This is a genomic window from Curtobacterium sp. DN_7.5 (genome assembly GCF_022655355.1).
GTDB classification, from domain to species: domain Bacteria; phylum Actinomycetota; class Actinomycetes; order Actinomycetales; family Microbacteriaceae; genus Curtobacterium; species Curtobacterium luteum.
Map to the genome: position 1 here is coordinate 1,515,835 of NZ_CP093378.1, position 25,116 is coordinate 1,540,950.

At 73.2% G+C, this 25,116-nt stretch carries 27 protein-coding genes; 13 read left to right on the forward strand and 14 right to left on the reverse strand.

What is annotated here, in order from left to right:
- Positions 1-11: 11 nt before the first annotated feature.
- From MON03_RS07055 to MON03_RS07080, 6 genes are all read right to left on the reverse strand, one after another.
- Positions 12-746, reverse strand: coding sequence for a class F sortase (locus MON03_RS07055; protein ID WP_242091253.1), 735 nt, complete (start codon positions 744-746; stop codon positions 12-14).
- Positions 743-1,891 carry a family 8 glycosyl hydrolase gene (locus tag MON03_RS07060; RefSeq protein WP_242091254.1) on the reverse strand — a complete coding sequence of 383 codons (1,149 nt, stop codon included), beginning with the start codon at positions 1,889-1,891 and terminating at the stop codon, positions 743-745. The genes MON03_RS07055 and MON03_RS07060 overlap by 4 nt, the downstream gene beginning before the upstream one ends.
- Positions 1,892-1,986: 95 nt before the next feature.
- Entirely contained in the window at positions 1,987-2,805 is an 819-nt protein-coding gene (locus tag MON03_RS07065; protein WP_242091255.1) for a DUF4397 domain-containing protein, read from the reverse strand.
- A 98-nt stretch (positions 2,806-2,903) separates the two neighbouring features.
- Positions 2,904-4,883: an ArnT family glycosyltransferase gene (locus tag MON03_RS07070; protein ID WP_242091256.1), complete on the reverse strand. Its 1,980-nt coding sequence runs from the start codon at positions 4,881-4,883 to the stop codon at positions 2,904-2,906.
- Positions 4,880-6,373 (reverse strand): glycosyltransferase, encoded by a 1,494-nt coding sequence (locus MON03_RS07075; protein ID WP_083882148.1) that lies wholly within the window; start codon positions 6,371-6,373, stop codon positions 4,880-4,882. Before MON03_RS07075 ends, MON03_RS07070 begins: the two co-directional genes overlap by 4 nt.
- A complete protein-coding gene (locus MON03_RS07080) occupies positions 6,373-6,873 on the reverse strand; it encodes a GtrA family protein (protein WP_229727828.1) in 501 nt (166 codons plus the stop codon). Before MON03_RS07080 ends, MON03_RS07075 begins: the two co-directional genes overlap by 1 nt.
- A 202-nt stretch (positions 6,874-7,075) precedes the next feature.
- Here MON03_RS07080 and MON03_RS07085 point away from each other — a divergent pair, with 202 nt between their 5' ends.
- From MON03_RS07085 to MON03_RS07105, 5 genes are all read left to right on the forward strand, one after another.
- Positions 7,076-7,294, forward strand: a complete 219-nt coding sequence (locus MON03_RS07085) for a hypothetical protein (protein ID WP_022904372.1) — start codon at positions 7,076-7,078, stop codon at positions 7,292-7,294.
- An 88-nt stretch (positions 7,295-7,382) separates the two neighbouring features.
- Positions 7,383-7,736, forward strand: coding sequence for an ArsR/SmtB family transcription factor (locus MON03_RS07090; protein ID WP_031273840.1), 354 nt, complete (start codon positions 7,383-7,385; stop codon positions 7,734-7,736).
- Complete coding sequence (locus MON03_RS07095) at positions 7,733-8,773, forward strand: cation diffusion facilitator family transporter (RefSeq protein WP_242091257.1); 1,041 nt, start codon at positions 7,733-7,735, stop codon at positions 8,771-8,773. The genes MON03_RS07090 and MON03_RS07095 overlap by 4 nt, the downstream gene beginning before the upstream one ends.
- 10 nt (positions 8,774-8,783) lie before the next feature.
- Positions 8,784-9,074, forward strand: coding sequence for an antibiotic biosynthesis monooxygenase family protein (locus MON03_RS07100; protein WP_175327363.1), 291 nt, complete (start codon positions 8,784-8,786; stop codon positions 9,072-9,074).
- A gap of 225 nt (positions 9,075-9,299) precedes the next feature.
- Complete coding sequence (locus tag MON03_RS07105; protein WP_242091258.1) at positions 9,300-9,899, forward strand: TetR/AcrR family transcriptional regulator; 600 nt, start codon at positions 9,300-9,302, stop codon at positions 9,897-9,899.
- 123 nt (positions 9,900-10,022) lie between these two features.
- Here the strand turns inward: MON03_RS07105 and MON03_RS07110 are convergent, their stop codons facing one another.
- The 3 genes from MON03_RS07110 to MON03_RS07120 all read right to left on the reverse strand — a co-directional run bounded on the left by MON03_RS07110 (position 10,023) and on the right by MON03_RS07120 (position 12,354).
- On the reverse strand, positions 10,023-10,874 hold the full coding sequence (locus tag MON03_RS07110; RefSeq protein WP_022902118.1) for a glycoside hydrolase family 16 protein: 852 nt from the start codon (positions 10,872-10,874) through the stop codon (positions 10,023-10,025).
- A gap of 170 nt (positions 10,875-11,044) precedes the next feature.
- Complete coding sequence (locus MON03_RS07115) at positions 11,045-11,308, reverse strand: hypothetical protein (RefSeq protein ID WP_022902119.1); 264 nt, start codon at positions 11,306-11,308, stop codon at positions 11,045-11,047.
- Positions 11,290-12,354, reverse strand: a complete 1,065-nt coding sequence (locus MON03_RS07120; protein WP_242091259.1) for an HD domain-containing protein — start codon at positions 12,352-12,354, stop codon at positions 11,290-11,292. Before MON03_RS07120 ends, MON03_RS07115 begins: the two co-directional genes overlap by 19 nt.
- Positions 12,355-12,516: 162 nt before the next feature.
- Here MON03_RS07120 and MON03_RS07125 point away from each other — a divergent pair, with 162 nt between their 5' ends.
- Together MON03_RS07125 and MON03_RS07130 are read left to right on the forward strand one after the other, a co-directional pair.
- On the forward strand, positions 12,517-13,482 hold the full coding sequence (locus MON03_RS07125; RefSeq protein WP_242091260.1) for an SDR family NAD(P)-dependent oxidoreductase: 966 nt from the start codon (positions 12,517-12,519) through the stop codon (positions 13,480-13,482).
- 133 nt (positions 13,483-13,615) lie between these two features.
- Positions 13,616-14,422 (forward strand): DUF1684 domain-containing protein, encoded by an 807-nt coding sequence (locus MON03_RS07130; RefSeq protein WP_242091261.1) that lies wholly within the window; start codon positions 13,616-13,618, stop codon positions 14,420-14,422.
- Positions 14,423-14,437: 15 nt separating this feature from the next.
- Here the strand turns inward: MON03_RS07130 and MON03_RS07135 are convergent, their stop codons facing one another.
- Positions 14,438-15,001 carry a histidine phosphatase family protein gene (locus MON03_RS07135; protein WP_242091262.1) on the reverse strand — a complete coding sequence of 188 codons (564 nt, stop codon included), beginning with the start codon at positions 14,999-15,001 and terminating at the stop codon, positions 14,438-14,440.
- A gap of 136 nt (positions 15,002-15,137) precedes the next feature.
- Here MON03_RS07135 and MON03_RS07140 point away from each other — a divergent pair, with 136 nt between their 5' ends.
- The 4 genes from MON03_RS07140 to MON03_RS07155 are packed head-to-tail and all read left to right on the forward strand — an operon-like array spanning position 15,138 to position 19,301.
- A complete protein-coding gene (locus MON03_RS07140) occupies positions 15,138-15,581 on the forward strand; it encodes a carboxymuconolactone decarboxylase family protein (protein ID WP_242091263.1) in 444 nt (147 codons plus the stop codon).
- A 29-nt stretch (positions 15,582-15,610) separates the two neighbouring features.
- The gene (locus MON03_RS07145; protein WP_242091264.1) at positions 15,611-16,807 is read left to right on the forward strand and encodes an LLM class flavin-dependent oxidoreductase; all 1,197 of its coding nucleotides are present in this window, start codon (positions 15,611-15,613) and stop codon (positions 16,805-16,807) included.
- On the forward strand, positions 16,804-18,168 hold the full coding sequence (locus MON03_RS07150) for an NtaA/DmoA family FMN-dependent monooxygenase (protein ID WP_242091265.1): 1,365 nt from the start codon (positions 16,804-16,806) through the stop codon (positions 18,166-18,168). Before MON03_RS07145 ends, MON03_RS07150 begins: the two co-directional genes overlap by 4 nt.
- Positions 18,165-19,301: an LLM class flavin-dependent oxidoreductase gene (locus MON03_RS07155; RefSeq protein WP_242091266.1), complete on the forward strand. Its 1,137-nt coding sequence runs from the start codon at positions 18,165-18,167 to the stop codon at positions 19,299-19,301. Before MON03_RS07150 ends, MON03_RS07155 begins: the two co-directional genes overlap by 4 nt.
- Positions 19,302-19,521: 220 nt before the next feature.
- On the opposite strand, the gene MON03_RS07160 is transcribed toward MON03_RS07155, so the two are convergent.
- Genes MON03_RS07160 through MON03_RS07170 form a run of 3 tightly spaced genes read right to left on the reverse strand, consistent with a single transcriptional unit; the run spans position 19,522 to position 22,462 of the window.
- Positions 19,522-20,538, reverse strand: a complete 1,017-nt coding sequence (locus MON03_RS07160; RefSeq protein ID WP_022903120.1) for a transporter substrate-binding domain-containing protein — start codon at positions 20,536-20,538, stop codon at positions 19,522-19,524.
- A gap of 38 nt (positions 20,539-20,576) precedes the next feature.
- Positions 20,577-21,350 (reverse strand): amino acid ABC transporter ATP-binding protein, encoded by a 774-nt coding sequence (locus MON03_RS07165; RefSeq protein ID WP_242091267.1) that lies wholly within the window; start codon positions 21,348-21,350, stop codon positions 20,577-20,579.
- A complete protein-coding gene (locus tag MON03_RS07170) occupies positions 21,347-22,462 on the reverse strand; it encodes an amino acid ABC transporter permease (protein WP_242091268.1) in 1,116 nt (371 codons plus the stop codon). The genes MON03_RS07165 and MON03_RS07170 overlap by 4 nt, the downstream gene beginning before the upstream one ends.
- Positions 22,463-22,626: 164 nt before the next feature.
- On the opposite strand from MON03_RS07170, the gene MON03_RS07175 reads away from it, so the two are divergent.
- The gene (locus MON03_RS07175) at positions 22,627-22,878 is read left to right on the forward strand and encodes a DUF4287 domain-containing protein (RefSeq protein ID WP_042726522.1); all 252 of its coding nucleotides are present in this window, start codon (positions 22,627-22,629) and stop codon (positions 22,876-22,878) included.
- 111 nt (positions 22,879-22,989) lie between these two features.
- Here MON03_RS07175 and MON03_RS07180 read toward each other — a convergent pair whose 3' ends face one another.
- Positions 22,990-23,961 (reverse strand): acetylxylan esterase, encoded by a 972-nt coding sequence (locus MON03_RS07180; protein WP_175327712.1) that lies wholly within the window; start codon positions 23,959-23,961, stop codon positions 22,990-22,992.
- Between the two features lie 136 nt (positions 23,962-24,097).
- Here MON03_RS07180 and MON03_RS07185 point away from each other — a divergent pair, with 136 nt between their 5' ends.
- Complete coding sequence (locus tag MON03_RS07185; protein WP_175327713.1) at positions 24,098-25,051, forward strand: putative endonuclease domain-containing protein; 954 nt, start codon at positions 24,098-24,100, stop codon at positions 25,049-25,051.
- Positions 25,052-25,116: the final 65 nt, after the last annotated feature.

A 25,116-nucleotide genomic window follows, 5' to 3' on the forward strand; every position in this document is an offset into this window, starting at 1 on the left:
GGGGCTGTCGGTCAGTCGTGCACGAGGGTCGCGAACACGATGAGGTTGTCGGTGTAGTGCCCGGTCGCGGTGTCGAACGTGCCGTCGCACGTGATCAGCCGCAGCGCGGGCGTGGGGGACGTGCCGTACACGTCGCTCGTGGGGAAGGCGGTCTTCGCGGCGCGCTCCGAACGCTGCACCTCGAACACCCGGGTGCTCCCGTCGGACATCGTGACGGTGATCCGGTCGCCGGCGACGAGCTCGTCGAGTCGGTAGAACACCGCGGCGCTCGTGGGGGAGTCGACGTGCCCCGCGATCACGGCGGGGCCGACCTGGCCGGGGACGATGCCGTCGCTGAACCAGCCCGCGCTGTCCCAGTCCTTCGGCGGGTCGAGCTCGCCCGCGGACCCGCGGTGCAGGTCCTCCAGGCCGCTCGACACCCCGATCGCGGGGATCGCGACGCGGACCGGCGTCGCCGTGGAGACCGCTGCCGGGGCAGCGGGGTCCTGGAACCCGTCGGCAGCGGAGGCCGAGCGGCCCGCCGAGTCCGACCGGCCCGCGGAGTCCGACCGGCCCGCCGACGCCGACGCGGCGGCTGGGGCCGACGCGGCACGGTTCTCGTCCCCGTTCGACGCGGCGACGGCCACCCCGGCCACGGCGCCGCCGGCGAGCACCACCGCGACGCCGATCGCGATCGCCAGTGTCCGTCGACGGCCGTGCGTGCGCGGCTCGTCCGGAGTCCGGTGCGACGCCGTCCGGCGGCTCACGAGTCGCTCCCGGAGCTGGTCGCGCACCCGCCGAGGACGTCCGAGGTGAGCATGGTCGCGCCGAGCGCAGCCCATGCGTCCCCGTAGTACGTCGGCGTCGTCGCGGCGGTCCGGTCCGCACGCTCGAGGTCGGCGCGGGCGGCGGAGTCGCTGCCGGCGGCCTGCTCGGCAGCCGCGCGCGCGGCGTAGGCGAGTGCGTTCGTGTCGCCGGTCACGGCGGTCCCGCCGAGGTCGAGCTGCGCCGCGAGCTGGGTCGAGCGCCGGAGCGTCGGGGCGATCGAACCGGCCAGGCGCCGGTCGGCGCTGCTGCACGCCTCGGCGTACCGCAGCGGCAGCCGCATGGCGTCGTAGCCGTAGAGGACCCGCCCGTCGTCGGCCGAGGTCGGCATGGGGTCCACCGACCCGTCGGCGTGCACCTGCGACCAGTCGCTCGGCAGGTCGGTCGCGTCGAGGAGCGAGGCGGTGACGGTGCGCGAGCCCGCCTCGAGCTCGCGCCACCGGTCGTCGCCGGTCGCGCGGGCGAGGATCCGGTACGCGGCGGGCGAGGCGTAGGAGGCGTCGTAGCGGTACGGTTCCTCGTCGGCCCACGGACCCGCGAGGAGGATCCGTCCGGCGTCCGTCTCGACCGTCTCGTGGTCGAGGATCGCGGCGGCGATCCGCTTGCCCGCGGCGGTGTAGCGCGGCTCGTCCCAGGCCTTCCCGGCGAGCACGAGCGCCCGTGCGGCATCGAGGTCGGCGTCGCTCGCGGACTGCTCGTCCGCGACGCCGCCCTTCGGCGTCCACCGCCAGGCGAGGAGGTCGTCGGCGGTCAGCAGGTGTCGGTCGGTCCAGCGCCAGACGTCGTCGAAGGTCGAGCGGTCGCCGGCGGCGTACGCGATGAGCAGACCGTACGCCTGACCCTCGCTGACGGTGTCGCCGCCCTGGTCCTTCCGGACGACGCGCCCGTCCTCGACGTAGCGGTCGAGGAACGCGGTCCGGAGCTGTGCGGCGGAGCGGGTGGTGTCGGGCGCGGTGGTCGAGGTCGGGGTGGACGCCGCCTGCGGCGTCGGCTCGTCCGACCAGGGGTGGACGGCGACGAGCGCCGCGCCGGCGGTGACGGCGACGGCCGCGATCGCGGCGACCGGGATCCAGGTCCTGCGGTGCACGGGGCCTGCCTCTCGTTGGGTGTCGGGTCGGGGTTCGGACTGGAGGCGCGGTGCGGGTGAGCTGGTCCGCTCACCGGTGGCGCGCCTCCAGGCCGTCAGCCGAAGATGCTGCGGAACGCAGCGACGAGCGCGTGGAACGCGTCGGTGACGGGGCGGTCGGCGGCCGTGCCGCCGCCGCCGGTCTGCACGCCGCCCTTCGGGGTGGCGGCGGTGGCCGCGGCGTCGGTCACGGGCACGACGGTGAGGTCGCCCTTGCTGTCGTCGAGGACGAAGAGCGTCGAGACGGTGTTGCCGGCGAGGTCGACCTTCGCCGTGCCGCGCTGTCCGCTGCCGGAGACGTCGAGCGTCCACTTGCCGGACTTGACCGTCGCGTAACCCGTCGCGGTACCGAACGTCGCGTCCTCCGCCACGGCGGTGCCGGTCGAGGTGGAGACGTCGACGCGCTTGGCCGTGGCGGCGGCCTGGACGAGCCGGAGCTTGGCCTTGCCGTCGCCGGGCTGCTGGAGGTCGTCCTTGAACGCGGTGGTCTTGAGGTCCGAGTTCTTGCCGTACGCGACCACCGTGCCGGCGTCGCCCGCGCTCACGGTGACGTCCGTGGAGATCACCGGGGTGGAGTCGGGGGCGTCGGCGGCCCGCATCGAGAGGACGTAGGTGCCGACCGGCAGCTCCTGGTACGGGCTGACCTGGCCGTAGGTGACGTCGTCGAGCTCGAAGACCTTCTTGCCACCCGACAGGCTCGACAGTTCGACGTCGACGCCCTTCGTGTCCGGCGAGAGGTGGCCGACGCGGAGCCAGCCGTCCTGCGGGGTCGCGGCCGAGGCCGCCTGCGGGGCGAGGCCGACGGAGGCGGCGACGAGGGCCGCGGCGAGGGTGCCGACGACGATGGGACGTGCGGTGCGGGGACGTGCGGTCATGGTGGTGCTCCTTCGGATGGAGGTGCGGTTCGGGTTCGTGCTGGGGCGGCAGCCCGGCGCGCCGCGGTCGGCGACGCACCGGGCTGCCCGGCGCCGGGTCAGGCGGCGGTGGGCGCCGTGGTCGGGTCGATCGGTGCGTAGGTCACGACGAGTTCGGTGCCGTGCCGTTCGACGGTCGACGGCCGGTAGGTGTCGGACATCGCGTCGAGGATGCGCTCGACCCGGGTCGCTTGGGCGGCGTTGCCGGCGTGCAGGACCACGCGACGGAACACCTGACCGGTCTCGCCGGTGAGCGGGGTGAACCGGTCGACGGCGACCCGCTGGTCGGCGAGCACCTGCCCGAGCGCGATCATCGCCCGGCTGTCGACCTGGCCGGCGCGGAACTGCGACCGGGTGCCGGCGTCCGCCTCGAGCGCGGGGTTGGCGGCGAGCTCGGTGCCCATCGCCTTGCGCTGGTCGGCGGCCTTCGTGATCGCCTGCTCGGCGGCCGTCTCGCCCTCGGAGTGGATGCGTCGGACGTCGACCTGCTGGTCGCCGGTCCCGAACACCGCCACGGAGGTCGAGTTGCGGATGGCCTCGGCGACGTCCGTCGAGGAGTTCCCGCCGGTGCGCATCGAGTCGGTGGTCACGACGTAGTCGGAGTCCTTCCAGCCGTTCGGCGACTGGCGTTCCACGGCGGCGTCGGTGTCGAGCTTGTAGTACCAGACGACGTTGTCGCGGGCGAAGCCGGCCTTGACGAGGTCGACCCACATCGCGTCGTCGACGAGCAGTCGGGACGACTTCGGGACGTTGTCGCCGACCCACCGCTCGGCCTGCTGCATCGGCTGGTCGAGGTCGCTGCTGAGGAAGCCGCGGAGCTGACCGGTCCAGAGGGGCGCGGCGACGGCGAGGGCGACGACCGTGACGGCGGCCCACGCGATCCCGAAGGTGCGACGGACGCCGCCGGGGAGGCGGCTCCGGCTGCGGGACCACCCGGCGATCACGAGGACGGCACGCTCGGCGGTGTACGCGACGAGCAGCGCCGCGAACGGCACGAGCATGATCACGTACGGGACGGGCAGGTACCCGTTCGGTCGGAACATGAACACGAGCAGGAACACGAGCATGGCGGCGATCGGCCGGACCCGGCGCAGGAACAGGCCGACCAGGGCCGCTGCGCTCCCGAGCACGATGAACACCGGGTCGAGCGCCCACCACTGTGCCGCGGCCTGGTGCGCGAGGCTGCCGCCGTCGAACACCGACCCCGACGCGGTGCGGGAGCCCAGCTGGTAGGTGATGCCCTGGAAGAGGCTCACCCGTCCCGCCCCGGGGAGGAGCTCGCCCTTGACCGCGGCGAGCAGCAGGTAGCCACCGCCGATGACCGTGAGCACGGCACCGGCGACGCTCAGCGTGTAGCGGCGGGTGCTCTTGTCGGCCCGACGGACGGCGATCCAGATCAGGAACGGCAGCGCGAGGAGGTAGGTCTCCTTCGAGAGCACCGCGATGCCGAGGCATGCGGCAGCGCCGGCGAACCCGGCGAGCTGCTGGCGGCGGCTGAGGACGAGCACGAACGCGGCGAGGAGCCACGGCGTCGCGACGTTGTCGATGTAGACGGTGCGGTGGTACTGCAGCGCGAGCGGGGACAGGGCGAACACGAGCACGGCGATCGCCGCGGTGGGACGGGCGGTGCCGAGTCGGCGCGCGAGCACGAAGAGCAGCACGCTCGAGACGGCGGTGAAGAACACCATCGACTCGCGCGCCGCCTCGACGGCGAACGGGTAGCGGGCGAACGCGCCCGTCACGGACGTGTACGCCGCGATCTGGATCCAGCCCAGCGGCGGGTGGTCGTACCAGTACGTGTAGTGCGTGAGCTCGCCGAGGTTCGTGATGGCCCAGGCCTGAGCGGTGTAGGTCCCCTCGTCGTCGATGCGCTGCGGCGTCCCGGACATGTTCCACAGCTGCACGGCCGCGGCGACGGCGAGGACGGGGAGCAGCCAGGCGAGGCTGACCGCGTGACGGCGGACCCAGCCGGCCGCGCCGCTGCGGGCGACGGCGCCCCGGATCGGGATGCCGGTGGTGTTCGTCATGCTGGCGGTCATCGGGTTCCTCCGGTGGTCTGCAGCTCACGGGCGTCGGCGGACTCGGTCGCCGTCTCGGTCACGGCGCTGGGGAAGCCGACGACCTCGGGAGCGGGCGTGCGGTGCTGCCCGGTGTGCTCCGTCTTCTCCCAGCCGTTCTGGCCCTGGACGTGCCGGACGACGGCGCGGACGGCCGCCGCGGCGAGGAACACCTGGTACGGGATCAGGCCGAGGACGAGCTTCACGTAGTCGCGGACCCGGACCTTCTCCTTGTAGAGCCGCCCGAACTCACCGAGGCCGACGATCTCGACGGCCAGCAGCATGAGGGTCGGGGCGAGCGGGATGAACGAGATGAGGGCGATCGACGTCGGGACCTTGACGAACGCGATCATCAGGACGCTCAGCGGGATCAGCAGACCGGTCGCGGCCTGGATGAAGGGCATCGTGAGCAGGTAGCGCGCGAAGAAGCGCTGCTTGCGGGTCGGGAGCTTCTTCCACTCGCCCTTGCCGAGCACCTGGAGGAAGCCCTGGTTCCACCGCGTCCGCTGCTTGAGCAGGGACGCGAAGGTCGGCGGGGTCTCCTCGCGGGTGACGGCCTCCGGCGAGTACGCGACGACGACCTTGGCGTTGTCGGCGCTCAGGCGGACACCCAGCTCGCAGTCCTCGGCGAGGCAGTGCGCGTCCCAGCCGTTCGACCACTCGAGGCGCTCGCGGGTCACGAAGACCGTGTTGCCGCCGAGCGGGATGAACTTCGACTCGGCGTGGAAGTGCAGGCGCGAGCGGAACCAGAAGTAGTACTCGAGCACGTTCCGGAGCGACCACCAGCTCGACTTGAAGTTCATGAGCTGCACGCCGCCCTGCACGACGTCCGCGCCGGTCTCCTGGAAGCGGGAGTCGACGAGCGTCAGCAGGTGCGGGTAGACCTCGTCCTCGGCGTCGAACACGCCGACGATGTCGCCCGTGGCGTACTGGAGGGCGAGGTTCATCGCCTTCGGCTTGTTCTTCGGCGCGGTGTCGTCCACGACGACCCGGATGAGCTCGGGGTGGCGCGCGGCGGCGGCGCGGACGACCGCGTCGGTCTCCGGGTCGTCCTCGCCGACGATCGCGATGATCTCGAAGTCGGGGTGGTCCTGGGTGGCGAGCATGTCGAGCGTCTGGCCCATCACGTCCTGCTCGTGCCGACCCGGCACCAGCAGCGTGAAGCGGTGCGCCGCGGGCCGCGGCGTCTCGCTGAAGCGGGTGGCCTTGAGCGCGTCGCGCGAGCGCCAGGCGTGCAGCATCCACCACAGGGTCGACAGCGCGACCAGCGTGAGGAGCACGGAGACGACGATCAGGGCGGAGTACCCGATCCACTCGCCCAGCGACCAGGCGGCGTGCGGGAGCTGACCCGAGCCTCCCGTCGGGACGTTCGTGGTGCCGCGGTTCGGCACGGTGCCGGACGTGGCGGGGGAGCCGGGCTGCAGGAGCGGACCGGCGGCGGTGACCAGCGCGGCGGAGAGGGTGGTCGTCATCAGGCCGAAGCCTCCTTCGTGGGACGAGCGTCAGTGGAACGGAAGACGAGGGCCTTGTACGCGGCGAAGCGGAACGCTGTGCCGAGGACCAGGCCGACCCCGTTGCCGGCGACGTTGTCGGCGAGGGTGGATCGGAACCCGAGGACGTAGTGCGAGACGAACAGGCAGGCGGCCGCGATGAAGAGGCCGACGAGGTTCGCGAGGGCGAAGAGCAGCCCCTCGCGGACGGTGGCGCGGCGGTCGACGCCGCGCTCGGAACGGAAGGTGATGGACCGGTTCGCGAGCCACGCGACCGCCGTCGAGACCACCGCCGACACGACCTTCGCCCAGATCGGGCTGTCGGGCAGGACGGTGGCGCGGAGGACGTTGTACACGGCGAGGTCGATGACGAAGCAGACGGCGCCGATGGTGCCGAAGGACGCCAGTTGGCGCCCGAGGGTGAGCAGGCGCGCTGCGCGGGCAGCACGGACCGGAGTGGGGGCCTCGGTCTCGGGTGACACCAGAACGGGGGTATCGGTCGAGGTCATGCCCCCGATTCGGGGGACTCGTCGGGACCGGTTTGGTCCGGTCCCGACGATGCCAGGTCTTTGCCAGGTTGGCGACACCTGCCGTTCACATGGGGTACGAACGGCCCGACCGGTCTGTGCACCGCCCGCCCCTCGGCGGGTCGCGTCCCGGTCGATCGTGCGCGAGGATGGTCCGGTGAGCTTCACCGGCATGCCCCGCTTCCGCAAGTTCTGGTCGACCGTGCAGGTCGCCGTGCTCTCCGCGGCCGTGCTGTTCTGCATCGTCATGCTCGTGATCGGCCAGGGCAAGCTCGACCGGGTGTACGCGGTCGCGGCGATCTTCTTCGGCCTGGCGCTCGCCGGGCACGCCACGTACCTCTGGCTCACGGCCCGGGCCGCGCGCGACGGGCGCTGACCGGTCGCGGTCGCACTGTCCGTCTGCCATCGCGGGCGCGGTGCTCGGCCGGGTTGTGGCCGGGATCGCCATCACCTACTATCTGCGTATGCACGTAGACAAGCAGGTGTGCGGTCTCGACCCCGAGTCCGAGTACGTCGAACTCGCGGTCGAGGTCTTCGCGATGCTCGCCGACGCCACCCGCGTCAAGATCGTCCTCGCGCTCCGGAACGCGGAGGAGATGAGCGTCAACCACCTCGCCGACGTGGTGGACAAGAGCCCGGCTGCGGTCTCGCAGCACCTCGCGAAGCTGCGGCTCGCGCGCATGGTGTCCACCCGGCGCGAGGGGACGACCGTCTTCTACCGCCTCACCGACGAGCACGCCTCCGAACTCGTGATCGACGCCGTGAAGCAGGCCGAGCACGTCGTCGGCGCGGCACCGCACCACCGCACGCGCGCATGACGCAGCGACCGGATCACGAGCACCCGCACTCGCACTCGCACGGCAGCGCGGAGCACGACGGGCACGAGCACGACGGCCACGACCACCCCCACGGCGGCGTCCGCGGCTTCCTCTTCGACCTCTTCGTCCCGCACACCCACGACGCCGCCGACTCCATCGACGACGCCCTCGAGGCCAGCACCGCCGGTGTCCGCGCCCTCAAGGTCAGCCTCGTCGTGCTCCTCGCCACGACGGTCGTGCAAGCCGTCATCGTGGCGTTCACCGGCTCGGTGGCGCTCCTGGCGGACACGATCCACAACTTCGCGGACGCCCTCACCGCCGTGCCGCTCTGGGTCGCGTTCGTCCTCGGGCGGCGGGTCGCCACACGCCGGTACACGTACGGGTACGGCCGCGCCGAGGACCTCGCGGGCATGTTCATCGTCGTGGTGGTGGCCCTGTCCGCGGTCGTCGCAGCCTGGGAGGCGATCGACCGCTTCGTCCATCCCCGACCGGTCGAGCAGCCGTGGCTCCTCGTCGCCGCCGGGCTCATCGGCTTCGCGGGCAACGAGGCCGTCGCGGTCTACCGGATCCGGGTCGGCCGCCGCATCGGATCGGCGGCGCTCGTCGCGGACGGAGTGCACGCCCGCCTCGACGGCTTCACGTCCCTCTCCGTGGTGCTCGGCGCGGTCGGCGTGCTCGTGGGACTGCCGATCGCCGACCCGATCATCGGGCTGCTCATCGCCGTGTCGATCCTCGCCCTGCTGTGGGGCACGGTGCGGGCGATCGGCGCGCGGCTCATGGACGCGGTCGAGCCGGGGTTGGTCGACCGCGTCGAGCACGTCCTCCTCGACTCGGACCGGGTCGTCGAGGTCCGCACGCTGCGGCTCCGATGGGTCGGGCACCGGCTCGTCGGCGCGGCCACGGTCCTCGTGGACGCCACCGACCTCGCGGCGGCCTCGCACCTCGCAGAGCACGCGGCCGCCCACGTCCGCACCGCCGTCGGCAACGTCGACGACTTCACCGTGACGCCGGCACCCGTCGGCGTCGCACCCCGATGAGAGGAACACCATGTCCGTCGTCAAGATCAACGCCATCGCCGTGCCCGAGGGGCGGGGTGCCGACCTCGAGGCCCGCTTCGCCGGTCGCGCCCACGACATCGAGTCGCAGGCGGGCTTCGAGGGCTTCCAGCTCCTCCGCCCCGTCGCCGGGGAGACCCGCTACTTCGTGGTGAGCACCTGGGCCGACGAAGAGTCCTACCAGGCCTGGCGCACCGGCCAGGCCGGCGCGCACCACGGCGGTCCGAACCCCGTCGCGACCGGGGCCGAGCTCCTCGAGTTCGAGGTCGTCGCCCTCGACTGAGCGACGGCGGGCCGGACGGGAGGCCCGTGGCGGCGCCGCCACGGGCCTCCCGTCCGGCCCCGCTCCGGTCGGACGCCGACCGTCAGTACCGGAGGCCGTGCCCGAACCGGAACACCGGGTCCTCGGTGGAGAACGGGGCGTCGCTCGGGGGGCTCCCGACCACGGCGGCACTCGACCGCGGCAGGCAGCATCGGAATTGACCACTTGGTAAAGAACAGAGCGGACGTGGAGCAGGACCTCCCCAGGAGTGCGCGCGGTCGGGCTCGTCGCGCCGCGATCCTCGACGCGGCCGGACTGCTCGTCGGGCGCCGCGGCTACGACGGCGTGACGCTCCGCGACATCGCGACGGCGGCGGGCACCACGCACCCGCTGCTGCTCCACTACTTCCGCACGAAGGACGAGCTGCTCCTCGCCGTCGTCGACACCTGGCGGGAGCGTGCGGAGGACCTCGGGTTCGGACGCGACGACGACCTCGACACGGTCCCCGAGCGGGTGGTCCGGCTCGCCGAGCAGAACGCCGCGACGCCGGGCTACATCGCCCTCTTCACGACGCTGTCCAGCGCGGCGTCGTCCCCCGAGCACCCGCTGCACGACCACTTCACCGAGCGCTACCGCACCGTGCTCGAAGGGCTCCGCCGGTACTTCCGACACGCGGAGGCCACGGGCGGGCTCGTGCCCGGGGTGGACCCGGACGCTGCCGCGCAGAGCATCGTGGCGCTGCAGGACGGTGCGCAGGTGCAGTGGTTGTACGCGCCGGACGAGGTGGACGTGCCCGGGCTGCTCCGGGGCGCGTTCGGGCGACTGCTCGTCGACCAGCCGGGGTGACGACCTCCCGGTGTCCCGGCCTGGAGGTGCGTGGCGGGCCCGCCACGCGCCTCCAGGCCGGCCGACCAGCGCGATCCGCGTGCCGCTGGCGCGTCACCGATGAGCGGGCGCACCAGGCCGTCGTCAGTCGAGCTGGGAGACGCGCACCCAGTCGACGAGCATCTGCTGTGGGAACCGCGTGGTCGCGTCCGGCGACCCGGGCCAGCCGCCGCCGACCGCCACGTTGAGGATGACGAAGAACGGACCGTCGAACACCCAGGGGTTCGACCCGACGTCCGCACGGGTCACCGTGCGGTAGGCGGTGCCGTCGACGGTCCAGGTGATCGAGTCGGGACGCCAGTCGACGCCGAAGACGTGGAAGTCGTCGGCGAAGGCGGCCCCGGACGGGTTGCGGTACGTCGCGGAGATGCCGTTCGCACCCGAGTACCCGGGTCCGTGCACGGTGCCGTGCACGAGCGCGGGTTCGTAGCCGACGTTCTCCATGACGTCGATCTCGCCGCACGCCGGCCAGCCGACCTGTCCGATGTCGGCGCCGAGCATCCAGAACGCCGGCCAGATGCCCTGGCCCCGGGGGATCTTGATGCGCGCCTCGACGCGGCCGTACTGCGCCGTGTAGGTCCCCTCGGACTTCAGGCGGGCGGACGTGTAGGTGCCGTCGGCCTCGCGCCGGGCGGTGATGACCAGGTTGCCCGTGCCGTCGAGCTGCGAGTTCCGGCGGGAGTCCGTGTACGTCTCGAGTTCGCCGTTGCCCCACCCGCCGGCGCCGAGGTCGAAGCGCCAGATCCCGGGGTTCGGAGCGCTTCCGGCGGCGCCGTCGAACTCGTCGGCAGCGAGGAGCGTGCCGGCGGCGGTCGCGGCCCGTGCGGTGGCCGTGCCCGGCAGGAGGGCGGAGGTGGCGGCGGCCGCGGTCGCGGCGGCACCGGTGAGACCGAGCGTCACGAAGCGACGTCGGTCGAAGGCTGGTCCCTGATCCATGTGCGAGATTGTGCGGTGCAACGTCCGCGGACACCAGCATTGCGCCGGAATCCGCAGGTTCGTCGGGCTGCAGTGTTCGGCAGGGTCCGCGTCGCGCGGTGACGGTCTGCGTCGGTCGGTGAGCACGTGGGCTGGTGGTCGGTGTGGCGACCTGTCTGCAGGCCCGTGGATCAGTGGGTCAGGTGCCAGACCAGGGGGAGGATGAGACCGGCCACCCACGCGGCGACGACGAGCAGCCCGCCGACCGCGATCCACCGGCGCCGCCTGCGGAGCTTCGGGCTGCGGTCCTCGCCCCACATCTGGGCGCGGACGAGGACGCGGTTCGCCTGGTCGACGACCTTCCGGACCTCGGGGTCGTCGAGGGGGAGCGACCCGGACCGGGCGTGCTCGGCGATGGCCGTCGCTTCCTCGACGGTCAGGTCGTCCTTGCGCATGGGCCCATCGTCGCACTCAGCGGGGTCGTCGTGCCCGGTGTGGTCTCCGCGCGCGGTGCGGCTTCCGTGCCAGACGGGTTCGCCTCGTACCGGACCGCCACCTCGTACGGCAGCGACGCGCTGAGCTCGTCGACGCGCGGGTCGTGCAGCGTCCGGCCGTCCGCGGTGGGGAGGTCGAGGTAGCTGCGGCGCACCACGTGCCGGTACACGCCGGCACCGGAGGTCCGCCCGACGTGCAGCCGCCACCGCTCGGGATGCCGACGGAGTGACCGGGCCTCGACCGCGGTGGCCGGATCGGTCGCGAGCACCGCCCACAGCTCGTCGTCCGTCGCTGCGGCGAGCCCGGCGTCGTCGAGCAGGCCGCCGGTCACGGCGCGCGACACCAGGGCGCGCAGCACCGTCACCGGCACCAGGTTCGCGGGCGACCGCTGTGCGCGGGCCTCTCGGACGGCGAGGTCGACGAGTTCGGCGGCGTCGTCCGGGTCGGCGTCCACGGCGCCGTCGACCAGCCGGAGACGTCGGAGCAGCTCGTGCGGGGGCGTGGTCGTGCGGCCGTGCGCCTGCCCGCTCCGCAGGAAGGAGTCGAGGTGGTCGAGCTTGAGGCCGCCGTGCGCCGGGGTCAGCACCGACGGGCGGCGGCCGTCGTCGATCGCGATGACGCGTTCGGGGTCGACCGGGTACGACCGGGCGAGGTCGTGGACCGCTTCCCGCCCGAGGGTGTGGTGGTCGAGGCCGGCGATGCCCTCGAGCGTGTGGCTGAACGGCAGGTGCCCGACGTCGTGCAGGAGGGCGGTCACCCGGGCGTCGTGGTCGTCCGGGGCGAAGTGCGCGACGAGCGCGAGGACGCCGAGGGAGTGCTCGAGGCGCGAGTACGCCTGGACGGTGGTGATCGACGCGGCACCGGCGTGGGCGACGAACGCGAGACGTCGGACCGGCCACGCGGTGAGCAGCGAACGCTCCGTGGCGGTGAGCACGACCTCGACACGCCAGAGCGGGTCGAACCACACTCCGTCGTGGCCCAGGGTGTCCACCGCGTCGACGTGCACGGCCTCACGCTAGCGGGCGCCACCGACGCACAGCCCCGGGGCAGCTGGGCGGGCGTGTCGGCGGTCGCGTCGCGGCGCTCATCCGACCCGGGCCGGCCGGCCGGCGTCGCACCGAGGCCTTCCTGTGACCCGACGGACCGGTGGGCGGGTAGCACCGGGGGCATGGCACATCGGTTCCGCGGTCAGGTCGTCGTCGTCACAGGAGCATCGAGCGGCATCGGGAGGGCCGCCGCACACGAGTTCGCCCGGCAGGGGGCGACGCTCGTCCTGGCCGCGCGGTCGCACGAGAGCCTCGAGGCCGCCGCGGCCGAGTGCCGACGGCTCGGGGCCGAAGCCGTCGCGATCCCGACCGACGTGTCCGACGAGCACGCCGTGCGCGACCTCGTCGGGACGACGACGTCGCGGTTCGGCCGCATCGACGTGTTCGTCGGCAACGCCGCCCTGTTCGTCTACGGGTTGTTCGAGCAGACCCCGACCGAGTCGTTCAAGCGTGTGGTCGACACGAACCTCTACGGGCACCTCAACGCGATCACGGCCCTCCTGCCGCACTGGAAGCAGCGGGGGAGCGGCACCTACGTGCTGGTCGGGTCCATCCAGTCGCTGCTCAGCGCGCCGTACCAGTCGGCGTACGTGACGAGCAAGCACGCCGCGCTCGGGCTCGTCGACGTCCTCGGCGACGAGTACGCGGGGACGGGCATCCGGTTCACGTCGCTGCTGCCCTCGACGATCGACACCCCGATCTACCAGAACGGTGCGAACTACACCGGCAAGGCGTCGCACCCGCTGCCGCCCACGGTCTCGGTCGGGCGGGCCGGGCGCGCGGTCGTCCGCGCAGCGCTGCACCCGAAGCGTTACCGCTACGTGGGCCGGGTGCAGGCGTCGCTCGTGCCGCTGCAGTACGTCTTCCCGGGACTCTTCCACCGGATCACGAAGCCGATGGTGGAGACGTTCGCGCTCCGCGGGCGGCAGGAGCCCACGGACGGCAACCTGCACGTCCCGGCCGACGCCGGGAACGCGACGGACGGCGGCTGGGTGGCGAAGCGCCGGAGGGTGACCCGCCCGCTGGTGTGGGGCGGGGTCGCCGCTGTCGTCGGAGCCGTGGTGCTGCGAGGCCGCGCCCGACGCTGATCGCGCAGGGCGCTCGTCGGATTACGCATGGCGCTCGTCGGATCGCGCTGCAGCCGCGCCGGCACGGGCGATCCCGGAGACCTTGTGTGACGCCCGGGTCGCACGCGCCCGCCGCCCGTCGTACGGTCGAGCCATGACGACCTCGACGACCGCCGCCGACCGCACCGCCGCCTGGACGGCCTGGCACGACGCGCACGAGGCCGCGCGCGCCGACGAGCACGGCTTCCTCGCGATCACGAGCATCCGGTGGCTCGGGGCCGAGCCGGAGCGCTTCGACGACGCTCCGGGCACCTGGTCGACGTCGGCGGACGGCCCGGTGGCCGTGCTCGACGACGGTCAGTCGATCGTGGTGGACGGTGTCGAGGTGACCGGCACCCACCGGTTCGGGCCGCTGCCGGAACGCTCGGGCACGGACGTCGTGTGGCAGGACGGCGACGAGACCGTCGTGATCGAGGTCGCGCGGCGCGGCGGCAGCGACGTCGTCCGCCCGCGGCACCCGGGCAACCCGACACGGACCGGCTACACGGGCACCCCGGCGTACGAGCCGACGCCCGACTTCGTGGTCGAGGCGCACTTCGAGCCGTTCGACGAGCCGCGCTCGGTCACGGTCGGGTCCGTCGTCGACGGGCTGCAGCACGTGTACGAGGCGCCGGGCGTCCTCACCTTCGACCTCGACGGGCCGCGGTCGCTCCTGGCGTTCAACGGGTACGGCGGCGGTCTGCTCGTGCTGTTCCGCGACCGCACCTCCGGCGTGACGACGTACGCCGCGAACCGGAGCCTCGACGTGCCGGCGCCCGACGCGGACGGGCGGACGACCATCGACTTCAACCGGGCGACCAACCTGCCGTGCGCGTACACGCCCCACGCGACCTGCCCGCTGCCGCCGGCCGAGAACCACCTCGACGTCGCGGTCGAGGCAGGGGAGCGCCTGCCCGCGTAGCCCGCCGTCACGCCGTCACGCCGGGAGCGGGAGCCGCTTCCAGCCGCTCAGCAGCCGCCACGACACCGGGTCGAGCGTCAGCACGCTGCCCATCCCCGGCTGCTCGTGGGTCCTGGCGACCGGCTCGCCGGTGAGCGAGGCGAGCAGCAGCGCCCCCACCGCGCCGTGCGACACGAGCACGACGCCGCCTCCGGCCCCGGGACCGGCACCGGGACCGGCGAGCGCCCGCACCGCCTCGACGATCCGCTCCTGGGCGTCGACGGCGCGCTCCCAGCCCCGGACGGACTCGGTCGGCCGGTCGAAGAACGCGTCCACGACGGCATCGAACTCGTCGAACGGCAGGTACCCGGTCGCACTCCGGTCGACCTCGATGAGCGCCGGGTCCTGCTCGACCGAACCGCCGCCGGCGACGAGTTCCGCGGTTTCGACGGCCTTCCGCTCGGGGCTCGCGATGACGCGCGCGACCGGCGCCCGCCAGGCTGCCGCCCGGGCTCGCCCGACGGCCGAGAGGCCCCACGAGCCGATCGGCCGACGGGGCTCGACGACGGGTTCCGCGTGCGTGACGAACCAGACGGTCATCGGGACACCCTGCCACGCCGTGTCCGGGCGTCCCCTCGTGACCGCTGCACGTCGCTCCGACGTCACACGACGCAACGTTCGTTCACGGCCCGCAACACCCGTCGTGCGTGGGTCGGGATCGCCGTACGGTCGGCGCATGACCGAGTACCTCGACCGCGAGCAGGACAAGACCTACACGAAGGTCTACAAGCAGCAGACCCCCGACATCCTCGCCGCCTTCGCGCAGTTCGACGAGTCGGTGTTCCGGGCCGAGGGACGCGAGATCCCGCTGCGGTACCGCGAGCTCATCGCCCTGGCCGTCGGCATCACGACGCAGTGCGTGTACTGCATCGACGCCCACAGCCAGCGTGCGGTCGCGGCCGGCGCGAACGAGGCCGAGCTCGCCGAAGCCGCGTGGGTCGCGACCGCGATCCGCGCCGGTGGCGGCTTCGCCCACGGCCGCCTCGGCTTCAAGTTCGGTGCCGAGGCTGCCTCCGCGCCGGGCGCCGCCCCCGCGCCGGGCGCCGCCCCCGCGCCGGGCGCCGCTCCCGCGCCTGGTGCCGCCTCCGCGCACGAGGCCGCCCACACCCACTCCCACTGACCGCACCGACACGAGACGGGACCCGGCACATGTCCGACCGCACCATCCTCGTCACCGCGCTGCAGGGCGCCGGATGGCACCCCGCGGCGCGGCGCGTCGCCGGGTCGGCCGCCCGGCGGCTCAGCAGCCTCGGCCACTGGCGCGACGTCGTCGTCGAGCAGGACCGGCTCGGCGTCGACGCAGTCACCATCGAGGACTCGTTCACCGCCGGACCGGTCGACGCCCGCGGCGACCTCGACACCCGCAGCGTCGTCGGACGGCTCGACGTCCTGCTCGTCGCGAACGCGGTCGCCCCGGCGACCCGCGCGCTCGGACTGGTGCCGACCGTCTCGGTGACCCACACCGAACCGTTCCACGTCGCCACGGGCCTCCAGACCCTCGACCACGTCTCGCACGGCCGGGCCGGGTGGCGGGTCCAGGTGAGCCCGACGCCCCGCGAAGCAGCGCTCTTCGGGCGCCGTCCCGGCGGCGACGAAGCGTCCGTCCTCTTCGACGAGGCCCGGGAGGTCGCCGAGGTCGTCTCCCGTCTCTGGGACAGCTGGGACGACGACGCGATCATCCGCGACGTGACGACCGGCCGCTTCATCGACCGCGACCGCATCCACAACGCCGAGTTCGAGGGGTCCTTCGTCTCGGTCCACGGCGCATCGATCGTCCCGCGGTCGCCGCAGGGACGTCCCCCGGTGTTCTCGCTGGCGCACCGCGCCGACGCAGCCGCCTTCGCGGTGGACGTCGCGGACGTCGTGCTGGTCACCCCGGGCTCCGCCGGCCAGGAGGCGCAGGACCTGCTCGACGAGGTCCGTCACCTCGAGCAGGTGGCCGGGTCGGACGTCCGCCGTCCGGTCCTCGCCGACCTCGCGGTGCTCATCGGCTCCTCGGTGGCGGAGGCGAGGGACGACCTCGCCGCGCTCGACGCCGCCGCCGGTACGCCCTACGCCGTCGGCACCGGTTCGGACACCTCGGTCCTCGCGACGACCATCGCGGACCTCGTCGAGCTGATCGGCGACCTGCGCGGGCTCGGCTACGTCGGCGTCCGGCTGCGGCCGCTGCGGATCCCGGTCGACAGCACCGCGATCGCCCGGCAGCTCGTGCCGGCGCTCGTCACCGCGGGACTCCGCGCTGACGTCGCGTCCCGTCCCACCGCCGACCTGCGCACGCGGCTCGGCCTCGCCCCGGCCGTCAGCCGGTACGTCCGCACCACCGCTGCCCAGGGGGTCCCAGCATGAGCACGAAGCGTCAGGTCCACCTCGCCGCCCACTTCCCGGGGGTCAACAACACCACCGTGTGGAGCGACGACCGTGCCGAGAGCCAGATCGCGTTCTCGTCGTTCGAGCACTTCGCGAAGAACGCCGAGCGCGGGTTCTTCGACTTCCTCTTCCTCGCCGAGGGGCTCCGGCTCCGCGAGCAGAAGGGCCGGATCCACGACCTCGACGTCGTCGGACGCCCGAACACCCTCGCGATCCTCGCCGCCCTGGCCGGGGTCACGGAGCACATCGGTCTGGTCGGGACCCTGCAGACGACGTTCAACGAGCCGCTGGAACTGGCGAAGCAGCTCGCGTCGCTCGACCACCTGACCGACGGGCGCGCCGGCTGGAACGTCGTGACGAGCTCCGACGCCTTCCACGGCGCCAACTTCCGCCGCGGTGGCTTCCTCGACCACGCGGACCGCTACACGCGCGCAGCCGAGTTCATCGAGCTGTCCCGCGAGTTCTGGGACTCATGGGAGCCGGACGCCGTCGTCGCCGATCCCGCGTCGGGCACCTACGTGGACCGTTCGCGCATCCGGGACGTCGACCACCACGGACCCCAGTTCGACGTCACCGGGACCTTCCCGGTGCCGCGCAGCCCGCAGGGGCACCCCGTCATCGTGCAGGCGGGCGACTCCGACGAGGGTCGCGACCTCGCCGCCGCGCACGCCGAGGTGATCTTCTCGCTGCACACCGAGTTCGACGACGCGAGGGCGTTCTCGGACGACGTCACGGCGCGGCTCGCGCGGCACGGCCGGAGCCGGGACGAGCTGCTCATCCTCCCGGGCGCCACGTTCACCATCGGCGACACCGCGGAGGAGGCCCAGGAGCGCTCGCGCGCGATCCGTCGTGCACAGGTCAGCCCCGCCACGGCGATCGCGTTCCTCGAGCAGGTCTGGAACCGCGACCTCTCCGGCCACGACGTCGACGGCCCGCTGCCCGACGTCGAACCGGACGTGGACGCCGACGCGATCACCCGAGGGCGCGTGCGACACCTCCGGGACCCGCGCAGCACCGTCGCTGCGTGGCGCGCGCGTGCCGCGAGCGACCACCTCTCGACCCGGGACCTCGTGATCGAGGTGTCGACCCGGGGCGGGTTCGTGGGGACACCGGAGCACCTGGCGGCGGAGATCGACCGCTTCGTGCAGGCCGGTGCAACGGACGGCTTCGTCGTCGTGCCGCACACCAACCCGCACGGTCTCGACGAGTTCGTGGACCGGGTGGTACCGCTCCTCCAGGAACGCGGGGTGTACCGGGACAGCCACGACGAGGGCGCGACGCTCCGCCAGACCCTCGGGCTGCCCGATCGGGTCCGCGACCGTCAGGCGGCCACGGCATGAGCGCCGTCCCGCTCTCGGTCCTCGACCTCGTCCCGGTCAGCAGTGGTTCCACTGCCGCGGCGGCACTGCACGCCACCGTCGACCTCGCCCAGCGCGCCGAACGTGCCGGGTACGCCCGGTACTGGCTCGCCGAGCACCACCTGAACCCCGGGGTCGCCGGCAGCGCGCCGACCGTCGTGATCGGTGCCGTGGCCGCCGCCACCTCCTCGATCCGGGTCGGCAGCGCCGCGACCCTCGTCGGCAACGTGCGCGGGCTGCAGATCGCCGAGACCTTCGGGACCCTCGCCGCCCTGCACGGTCCGCGCATCGACCTCGGGCTCGGACGGTCCGGTGCCCCGGCTCCCGGTACACCCAAGCCGCCGTCGCTCGCACCGCGGGCGGACGAGGTCGTCGACGGTCTGCTCGTGCCCGCGCCCTTCGACTTCCGGATCGCCGCCGGGTCGCGCTTCGCCCTACAGGGGGAACTCCTCGACCGGGTGCCCGGCGACGTCGACCGGTTCGAGGGGGACCTCGAGCTCGTCCGTGCGCTGTTCGCCGGCACCTGGACGCGTGACGGGGCGCTCGTCGAGGCGCCGCCGGCGACCGGCGCTCCCGTCGAGCTCTGGATCCACGGCTCGACCGGCGGCGAGAGCGCGCGCGTCGCGGGTGCCCTCGGCCTGCCGTACGGGGCGAACTACCACACGTCGCCCGGCACGGTCCTGGCGTCCGTCGAGGCCTACCGCGAGGCGTTCCGCCCCGGCGTCCTCGACGCGCCGCACGTCATCGTGTCGGCGGACGTCGTGGTCGGGCGGACCGCGGACGAAGCGTCCGAGCTCGCGCTCGGCTACGGCCAGTGGGTGTGGTCGATCCGCTCCGGGGTCGGGGCGATCGCGTACCCGACCCCGGACGAGGCCAGGGCGCGGCCCCTCGACGACGAGGCGGCCGCGGCCGTCGCCGACCGGCTGGCGACCCGGTTCGTCGGGGATGCGTCGCACGTCGCCGACCGGTTGGAGACCCTCCGTCGGGTCACGGGAGCGGACGAGCTCCTCGTCACGACGATCACGCACGACCACGAGGCCCGCGTGCGCTCGTACGAGCTGCTCGCGGACGAGTGGGCGCGGCGGGCCGAGCAGGAGGTGCCGGCCGCGGTCTGAGTCGCGACCGAGCGCGCTGCCGTCGCGAGACGTCATCGTCGACGTCGTGCGACGTCGGCTGTGTCGCAAGCTGGCGGCGGCGGGATGCCCGCGTGAGCAACGAGCGACGTCGCCGGTGTCGCACGACGACGGCCGCGTCGTTCGACATCGACGCTGAAGCTGGACGAACGACGCCCCCGCTGCCGGTCGGCAGCGGGGGCGTCGTCCTGCGTGACGGACGTCAGCTGTTGTCGAGCGGGAGCCCCTCCGGGTTCACCTCGGACGTCTTCACGGCCTCGTTCGACAGGTTGTACGCCTCGAGCCACTTCGCGTACGTGCCGTCCTCGATGAGCTCGTTGATCGCCGCCGCCACGGGCTTCGCGATCCCGCTGCCCTTCTTGGTGGTCGCCGCGATGAGGCCCTGGAGCGACGACCCAGCGCCGGAGTAGGTGCCGGCCGTCTTCGTCGGCTCGGCCGTGTCCTTGCTCTGCGTGTTCTGGTACGCGATCGTCGGGTTCGGCCCGAAGTACGCGTCGATCTTCCCGGAGTCGAGGGCGAGCTTGACGGCGTTGCCGTCCGGGTAGTACTTGATCGTGAAGTCCTCGCCCTTCGCCTGGAGCTCCTTCTGCCACTCGAGGAGGATCTTCTCCTGGTTCGTGCCCGAGCTGACCGACAGGGTCGTGCCGGCGAGCACCGACGGGTCGCCGTCGAACGTGAACGAGCTGGTGGACAGGACCTGGAACGCGAGGTTGTCCTGCCGGTAGGAGGCGAAGTCGTACTTCTCCTTGCGCTGTTCGGTCACCGTGACGTTCGAGAAGCCGGCGTCGTACTTCCCGCTGTCGATGCCGACGAAGAGGTTGTCCCACGTGGCGTTCTGCACGTCGGCCTCCAGCCCGAGCTTCGCCGCGACGAGGCGGCCGAGGTCGGGTTCCGAACCGGTCAGGGTCTTCTGGTCGTCGCCGGTGAACGCGAGGGGCGGGAACCCCGAGGGCAGCGCACCGACGCCGATGGTGAGCTTGCCGGAGTCGCGGACGTCGGCCGGCAGGGCGTCGTGGAGCTCGGTGTCCTCGGTGACCTGCACCGTCGTCTCGGTCGCTGCGCCGTTCGAGTGCGCGCCGATCGTGACCGTCCCGTCGGCGGTGCCGGACGTGTCGGCGGACGCGTTCGCGGCGCAGCCGGCCAGGGCGACGACGACTCCGGCGGCGAGGACGAGGGCGCCGGCGCGGTGACGCCAGCGGATGGGGGTGATCGTGGACATGGTGCTCCTGTGTCGGGTGTGGGTGAGGGGAGGGGAGGTCAGCGCACGCGGGCGAGGAAGTCGCGGGTCCGGGCGTGCTGCGGGGTGTCGATGACCTGGGCCGGCGGCCCCTGTTCGACGATGCGCCCGTGGTCGAGGAAGACGACGTGGTCGGCGACCTCGCGGGCGAACGCGACCTCGTGCGTGACGATGACGAGCGTGGTGCCCGAGTCGGCGAGGGACCGGATGACGCCGAGGACCTCACCGACGAGCTCCGGGTCGAGTGCGGAGGTCGGCTCGTCGAGGAGCACCACGGACGGCTCCAGCGCGAGCGCCCGTGCGATCGCGACGCGCTGCTGCTGCCCGCCGGACAGCTGGCGGGGTCGTGCCACGGCGCGGTCGCCGAGCCCGACGCGTTCGAGCAGGTCCTGCGCCCGCCGGAGGGCCACCGGCCGCGACACCCCGGCGGCCACGGGACCCTCGGCGACGTTCTCGAGCGCGGTGAGGTGCGGGAACAGGTTGAAGTGCTGGAACACGAACCCGATGCGGGACCGCTGCCGGAGGATCTGCCGTTCGGGCAGCTCCTTGTACCGCTGCGTCCCGTCGCGTCCGGTCCGCAGCCGGACGCCGATGGTCTCGCCGCCGATCGTGACGACGCCCCGGTCGAGCGGCTCGAGGTGGTTGATCGCCCGGAGGAGGGTGGACTTGCCCGACCCGGAGGGGCCGAGGACCACGGTGACGCTCCCGGCCGCCAGTTCGAGGTCGATCCCGTCGATGACGCGCTGGTCGCCGAAAGACTTCACGGCACCGGCGACGGCGATGGACGCGCTCACGAGACAGCCTTCCCGTCGTGCTCGCCGGACGCGACCACGCGCCGGGCGCTGGCGACCTGTGCGGCGCGGTCCGTGCCTCCAGGCCGGGTCCGGCGCGCCGCAGCGCGCAGCCGCTGGAACGGCGTCGGCGGGAGTGCCCGCGCGGAGCCGCGTGACGTCCACCGCTCGACGTAGTACTGCGCGACCGACACCGCGCTGGTGAGGGCGAGGTACCAGACGGTCGCCACGACGAGGAGCGGGATGATGTCGGTCGGGTACGTGCTCGACAGGTTCTGCACCACGCCGAACAGGTCGAGCAGCGACACGTAGAACAGCAGCGAGGACGCCTTGAGCAGCCCGACGATCTGGTTGACGAACGCCGGGACGATCGAGCGGAGCGCCTGGGGGAGCACGACGCGGCTGAACTGCCGGCGCCGCGAGAGACCGAGCGCCTGCGCCGCCTCGAGCTGCCCGTGGTCGACCGCCAGGACGCCGGCGCGGACGATCTCCGATGCGTAGGCGATCTCACTGAGGCTCAGGCCGATCACGCCGATGGCGAGGTCGCCGAGGACGTTCGCGGTCGGCACCTCCCACTGCGGGCCGAACGGGATCCCGATGCCGATCGTCGGGGAGAGCGAGCCGAGGTTGTAGAGGAAGACGAGCACGAGGATGAGCGGCACCGACCGGAACAACCACACGTAGCCCCACGCCAGCCCGGACAGCACCGGGTTCTGCGACAGCCGGGCCACGGCGACGACGACCCCGCCGACGAAGCTGATGACGGCGCTCAGCGCAGTCGCGACGAGCGTCAGCTGCAGGCCGGTGAGGATGGCCGGGCTGAACAGCCACTTCCCGACAGCCGGCCAGCCCCAGGCCTCGTTCGTGAACAGCGTCTCGACGAAGTTCAGCAGGACGACGAGCGCGAGTGCGGCGGCCACCCAGCGGACGGGGTGGAGCAGCGGGACGACCGGTCGGTCGAGGGCAGCACGGCCGGCAGCGGTGACCGCGTCGGCGCCGCTGTGCGGGCCGGTCGCGTCCGCACCCGTCCTGGAGGCGCGGTGCGCGTCCGACGTGGAGCCAGCGTCCGGGACGCCGGTCGCGTCCCGTACGGGGACCCGGGTGGTGTTGGTCATGCGGCGACCGTAGGAGGCGCCGCACGCGCTGCCAACGACCCGCGCAACAGACCGGCACACGACGGAACGTGCTGTCACGCAGGCCGGTCGGTGCGTCCTCGTGTGACGTCGTGGAGCGTGGGGCGGGGGTTCTGTGACGCCGTGTGCAGCACTACCGTGAGCGCATGACCGGACACCGCGTGACCGTTCCCGAGCCGCCCGCCGACGGTGCGAAGCCGAAGGGGCCGCAGTCGTACTTCCCGAGCATCGAGGCGAAGTACGGCCGTCCGGTGCAGGAGTGGCTCGACCTCGTCGCGGACCGGCTCGACGGAGACGGGCACATGGAGGTGGTCGGCTGGCTCAAGGAGGAGCACGGCATGGGCCACGGCCACGCGAACGCGCTCGTCGCGTTCGTGCGGCGGGCGCTGGGGGACTGAGGCAGCGCCTCTCCAGGGTCGTCGTGCCGCTGTGGCGCCGGGCAGCCGTGCCGCTGTGGCGCCGGGCAGCCGTGCCGCCGGGCCGTCGTGCCGCCGGGCTGCCGGCCGCCGTCAGGGGCGCAAGACCTGTGCGAGGTGGGCGAACGTCGCCGTGTCCTCGTGTGCGCCGCCGCCCTCGTGCCCGTTGTACTCCCAGACGGTCATGTCCTTCGGCCCCGCGTACGCGTTGAACGCGGCGTACACGGTGGAGGGCGGGCAGATCGGGTCCATCAGCGCCGTCGAGAACCACGCCGGGGCCGTCGCACGTGCGGCGTGCAGCACCCCGTCGAAGTAGGCGAGGGTGCGGAACACCTCGTCACGGCGGTCCCGGTGCACGGTGAGGTACCGCGCGATCTCGTGGTACGGGTCGGCGTCGGTGATGACCGTCGCCCGCGGGAAGTCGCAGAGGAACGGCACGCGCGGGAACACTCCGGCGAGGTCGTCGACGAGCCCGGCGACGGCGATCGCCAGCCCGCCGCCCTGGCTGCCGCCCAGGACGGCCACGCGCTCCGGGTCGACGAGGCCGACCGCGCGGGCGGCGTCGACGGCGCGGACCGCGTCGACGGTGAGCCGACGGTAGTAGTAGGTCTCGCGCGACTCGATGCCGCGGGTCATCACGCCGGGGACGGCGGGGCCGCTGCCGTCCGGGTCGGGGGTGTCGCCGACCGACCAGCCGGAGCCCTGCCCTCGCGTGTCCATCACCAGGTGCGCGTAGCCCGCGGACGCCCAGAGCAGGTGCTCCGTTGCGAGACCGCGCCCGCCGCCGTACCCGATGTACTCGACCACCGCGGGCAGCGGTGCGTCGGCCGTCGTCCCCGCGGGGACGCTGAGCCACCCACGGACCCGTTGGCCGTCCCACCCGGCGAACGAGACGTCGTACACGTCGAGCGTCGTCAGGCCGCTGTCGACGAGCGTCGTCTCGACCGCGACGGGGTGCTGCCGCGCGGCCGTCAGGGTCTCGCGCCAGAATGCATCGAAGTCGTCCGGTTCGACGGCGGTGCCGCGGTGGGCGAGGAGTTCGGGTCCGGTGATGTCGGTGTACACGCTCTCGACCCTGGCACGGCCCGGCGACGCCCGCCAGGACCGTCGTCCGCCGGTGGACAGACCACGGCCGGACCCGGGCCGTGCAGGGATGACCGCGAACGCCCGGATTGTCGGCGGTCGCTCCTAGCGTGGCGGCGTGGTCGAACCCGTGGACGCGTGGTGGCGCCGCCGGCAGTGGTCCCGCGGCGTCCCGGTGCCGTACGCCGTCGGCGAGTTCCGGGCCGCGTGGGAGTCCTACCCCGTGCTCGTCCGGCAGTACCACCCGGAGTGGAACCACGGCGTCGTCCTGACCCAGGTGCCGCCTGCGGCCGAGGTCCTGCTCACGTGGGAGTGCGACGTCGGCCACGTCTTCGTCGCCACGCCGGCGGAGCAGCGGGGGAGGCCCGGACGCGAGCGTCGGCGGTCGGTCTGGTGCCCGGAGTGCGCCGTGCAGGCGCAGCCGCAGCGCTGGCCCGTCCTGCCCGACGACTGGCCGGACGCGGTCCCCGCCCCGCAGCGCGTGGTCCGCGCCACCGGGCGACAGACCCTGCCCGCGGCGCCCGCCCGGGGTGTGCCCGCCGGGGCCGTCGCCAGCAACCGCAACCGGCCCCGGCGCACGGGTGACCGGCGCCCTTCGGTGCCGAGGACCATCTGCCCGAAGACGCCGCGGGTGCCGTCCGGAGACGCCTTCACGAGCGTGTGCGCGCCGGCGACGGCCTCCGCGGTCGAAGCCGACCTCCGGGCCGCGTTGATCGAGCGCTTCGACTTCACGTTCGACCGCAACGCGATCAAGCTCGACCGGCCGTTCTTCGACCACGTCGAGGCCTGGCCGGACATCGTGCTGCCCGAGCTGCGCGTCGCGATCGAGTACGACTCCACCGGACGGCACGGGCTCGAGCACGTCGGACCGCGACAGGAGACCGACCGGCGGAAGGACCGCGCCGTGCGGGCCGTCGGGTGGGAGGTCGTCCGCATCCGCACCGGGCGCCTGCCCGCGCTGGGGCCGTACGACCTGCAGGTGTCGGGCATCTCGAAGCGGACCGTCGAGCAGCTCGTCGACACCCTGCGCGACCTCCGCGGGTCGCTCTTCGTCGACGCCTACGCCCGCTGAGCAGGCGCGGACCCGCAGCGGTCGACCGTCCCGGCCAGCCCGGTGGCCGATCGACCCCGCCACCC

Excerpts from the sequence above, each read along its gene's own strand:
- MON03_RS07065 (WP_242091255.1), bottom strand. The coding sequence starts at position 2,805 with ATGACCGCACGTCCCCGCACCGCACGTCCCATCGTCGTCGGCACCCTC.
- MON03_RS07070 (WP_242091256.1), bottom strand. The coding sequence starts at position 4,883 with ATGACCGCCAGCATGACGAACACCACCGGCATCCCGATCCGGGGCGCC.
- MON03_RS07075 (WP_083882148.1), bottom strand. The coding sequence starts at position 6,373 with ATGACGACCACCCTCTCCGCCGCGCTGGTCACCGCCGCCGGTCCGCTC.
- MON03_RS07090 (WP_031273840.1), top strand. The coding sequence starts at position 7,383 with ATGCACGTAGACAAGCAGGTGTGCGGTCTCGACCCCGAGTCCGAGTAC.
- MON03_RS07095 (WP_242091257.1), top strand. The coding sequence starts at position 7,733 with ATGACGCAGCGACCGGATCACGAGCACCCGCACTCGCACTCGCACGGC.
- MON03_RS07100 (WP_175327363.1), top strand. The coding sequence starts at position 8,784 with ATGTCCGTCGTCAAGATCAACGCCATCGCCGTGCCCGAGGGGCGGGGT.
- MON03_RS07110 (WP_022902118.1), bottom strand. The coding sequence starts at position 10,874 with ATGGATCAGGGACCAGCCTTCGACCGACGTCGCTTCGTGACGCTCGGT.
- MON03_RS07115 (WP_022902119.1), bottom strand. The coding sequence starts at position 11,308 with ATGCGCAAGGACGACCTGACCGTCGAGGAAGCGACGGCCATCGCCGAG.
- MON03_RS07125 (WP_242091260.1), top strand. The coding sequence starts at position 12,517 with ATGGCACATCGGTTCCGCGGTCAGGTCGTCGTCGTCACAGGAGCATCG.
- MON03_RS07130 (WP_242091261.1), top strand. The coding sequence starts at position 13,616 with ATGACGACCTCGACGACCGCCGCCGACCGCACCGCCGCCTGGACGGCC.
- MON03_RS07135 (WP_242091262.1), bottom strand. The coding sequence starts at position 15,001 with ATGACCGTCTGGTTCGTCACGCACGCGGAACCCGTCGTCGAGCCCCGT.
- MON03_RS07140 (WP_242091263.1), top strand. The coding sequence starts at position 15,138 with ATGACCGAGTACCTCGACCGCGAGCAGGACAAGACCTACACGAAGGTC.
- MON03_RS07145 (WP_242091264.1), top strand. The coding sequence starts at position 15,611 with ATGTCCGACCGCACCATCCTCGTCACCGCGCTGCAGGGCGCCGGATGG.
- MON03_RS07150 (WP_242091265.1), top strand. The coding sequence starts at position 16,804 with ATGAGCACGAAGCGTCAGGTCCACCTCGCCGCCCACTTCCCGGGGGTC.
- MON03_RS07155 (WP_242091266.1), top strand. The coding sequence starts at position 18,165 with ATGAGCGCCGTCCCGCTCTCGGTCCTCGACCTCGTCCCGGTCAGCAGT.
- MON03_RS07160 (WP_022903120.1), bottom strand. The coding sequence starts at position 20,538 with ATGTCCACGATCACCCCCATCCGCTGGCGTCACCGCGCCGGCGCCCTC.
- MON03_RS07170 (WP_242091268.1), bottom strand. The coding sequence starts at position 22,462 with ATGACCAACACCACCCGGGTCCCCGTACGGGACGCGACCGGCGTCCCG.
- MON03_RS07175 (WP_042726522.1), top strand. The coding sequence starts at position 22,627 with ATGACCGGACACCGCGTGACCGTTCCCGAGCCGCCCGCCGACGGTGCG.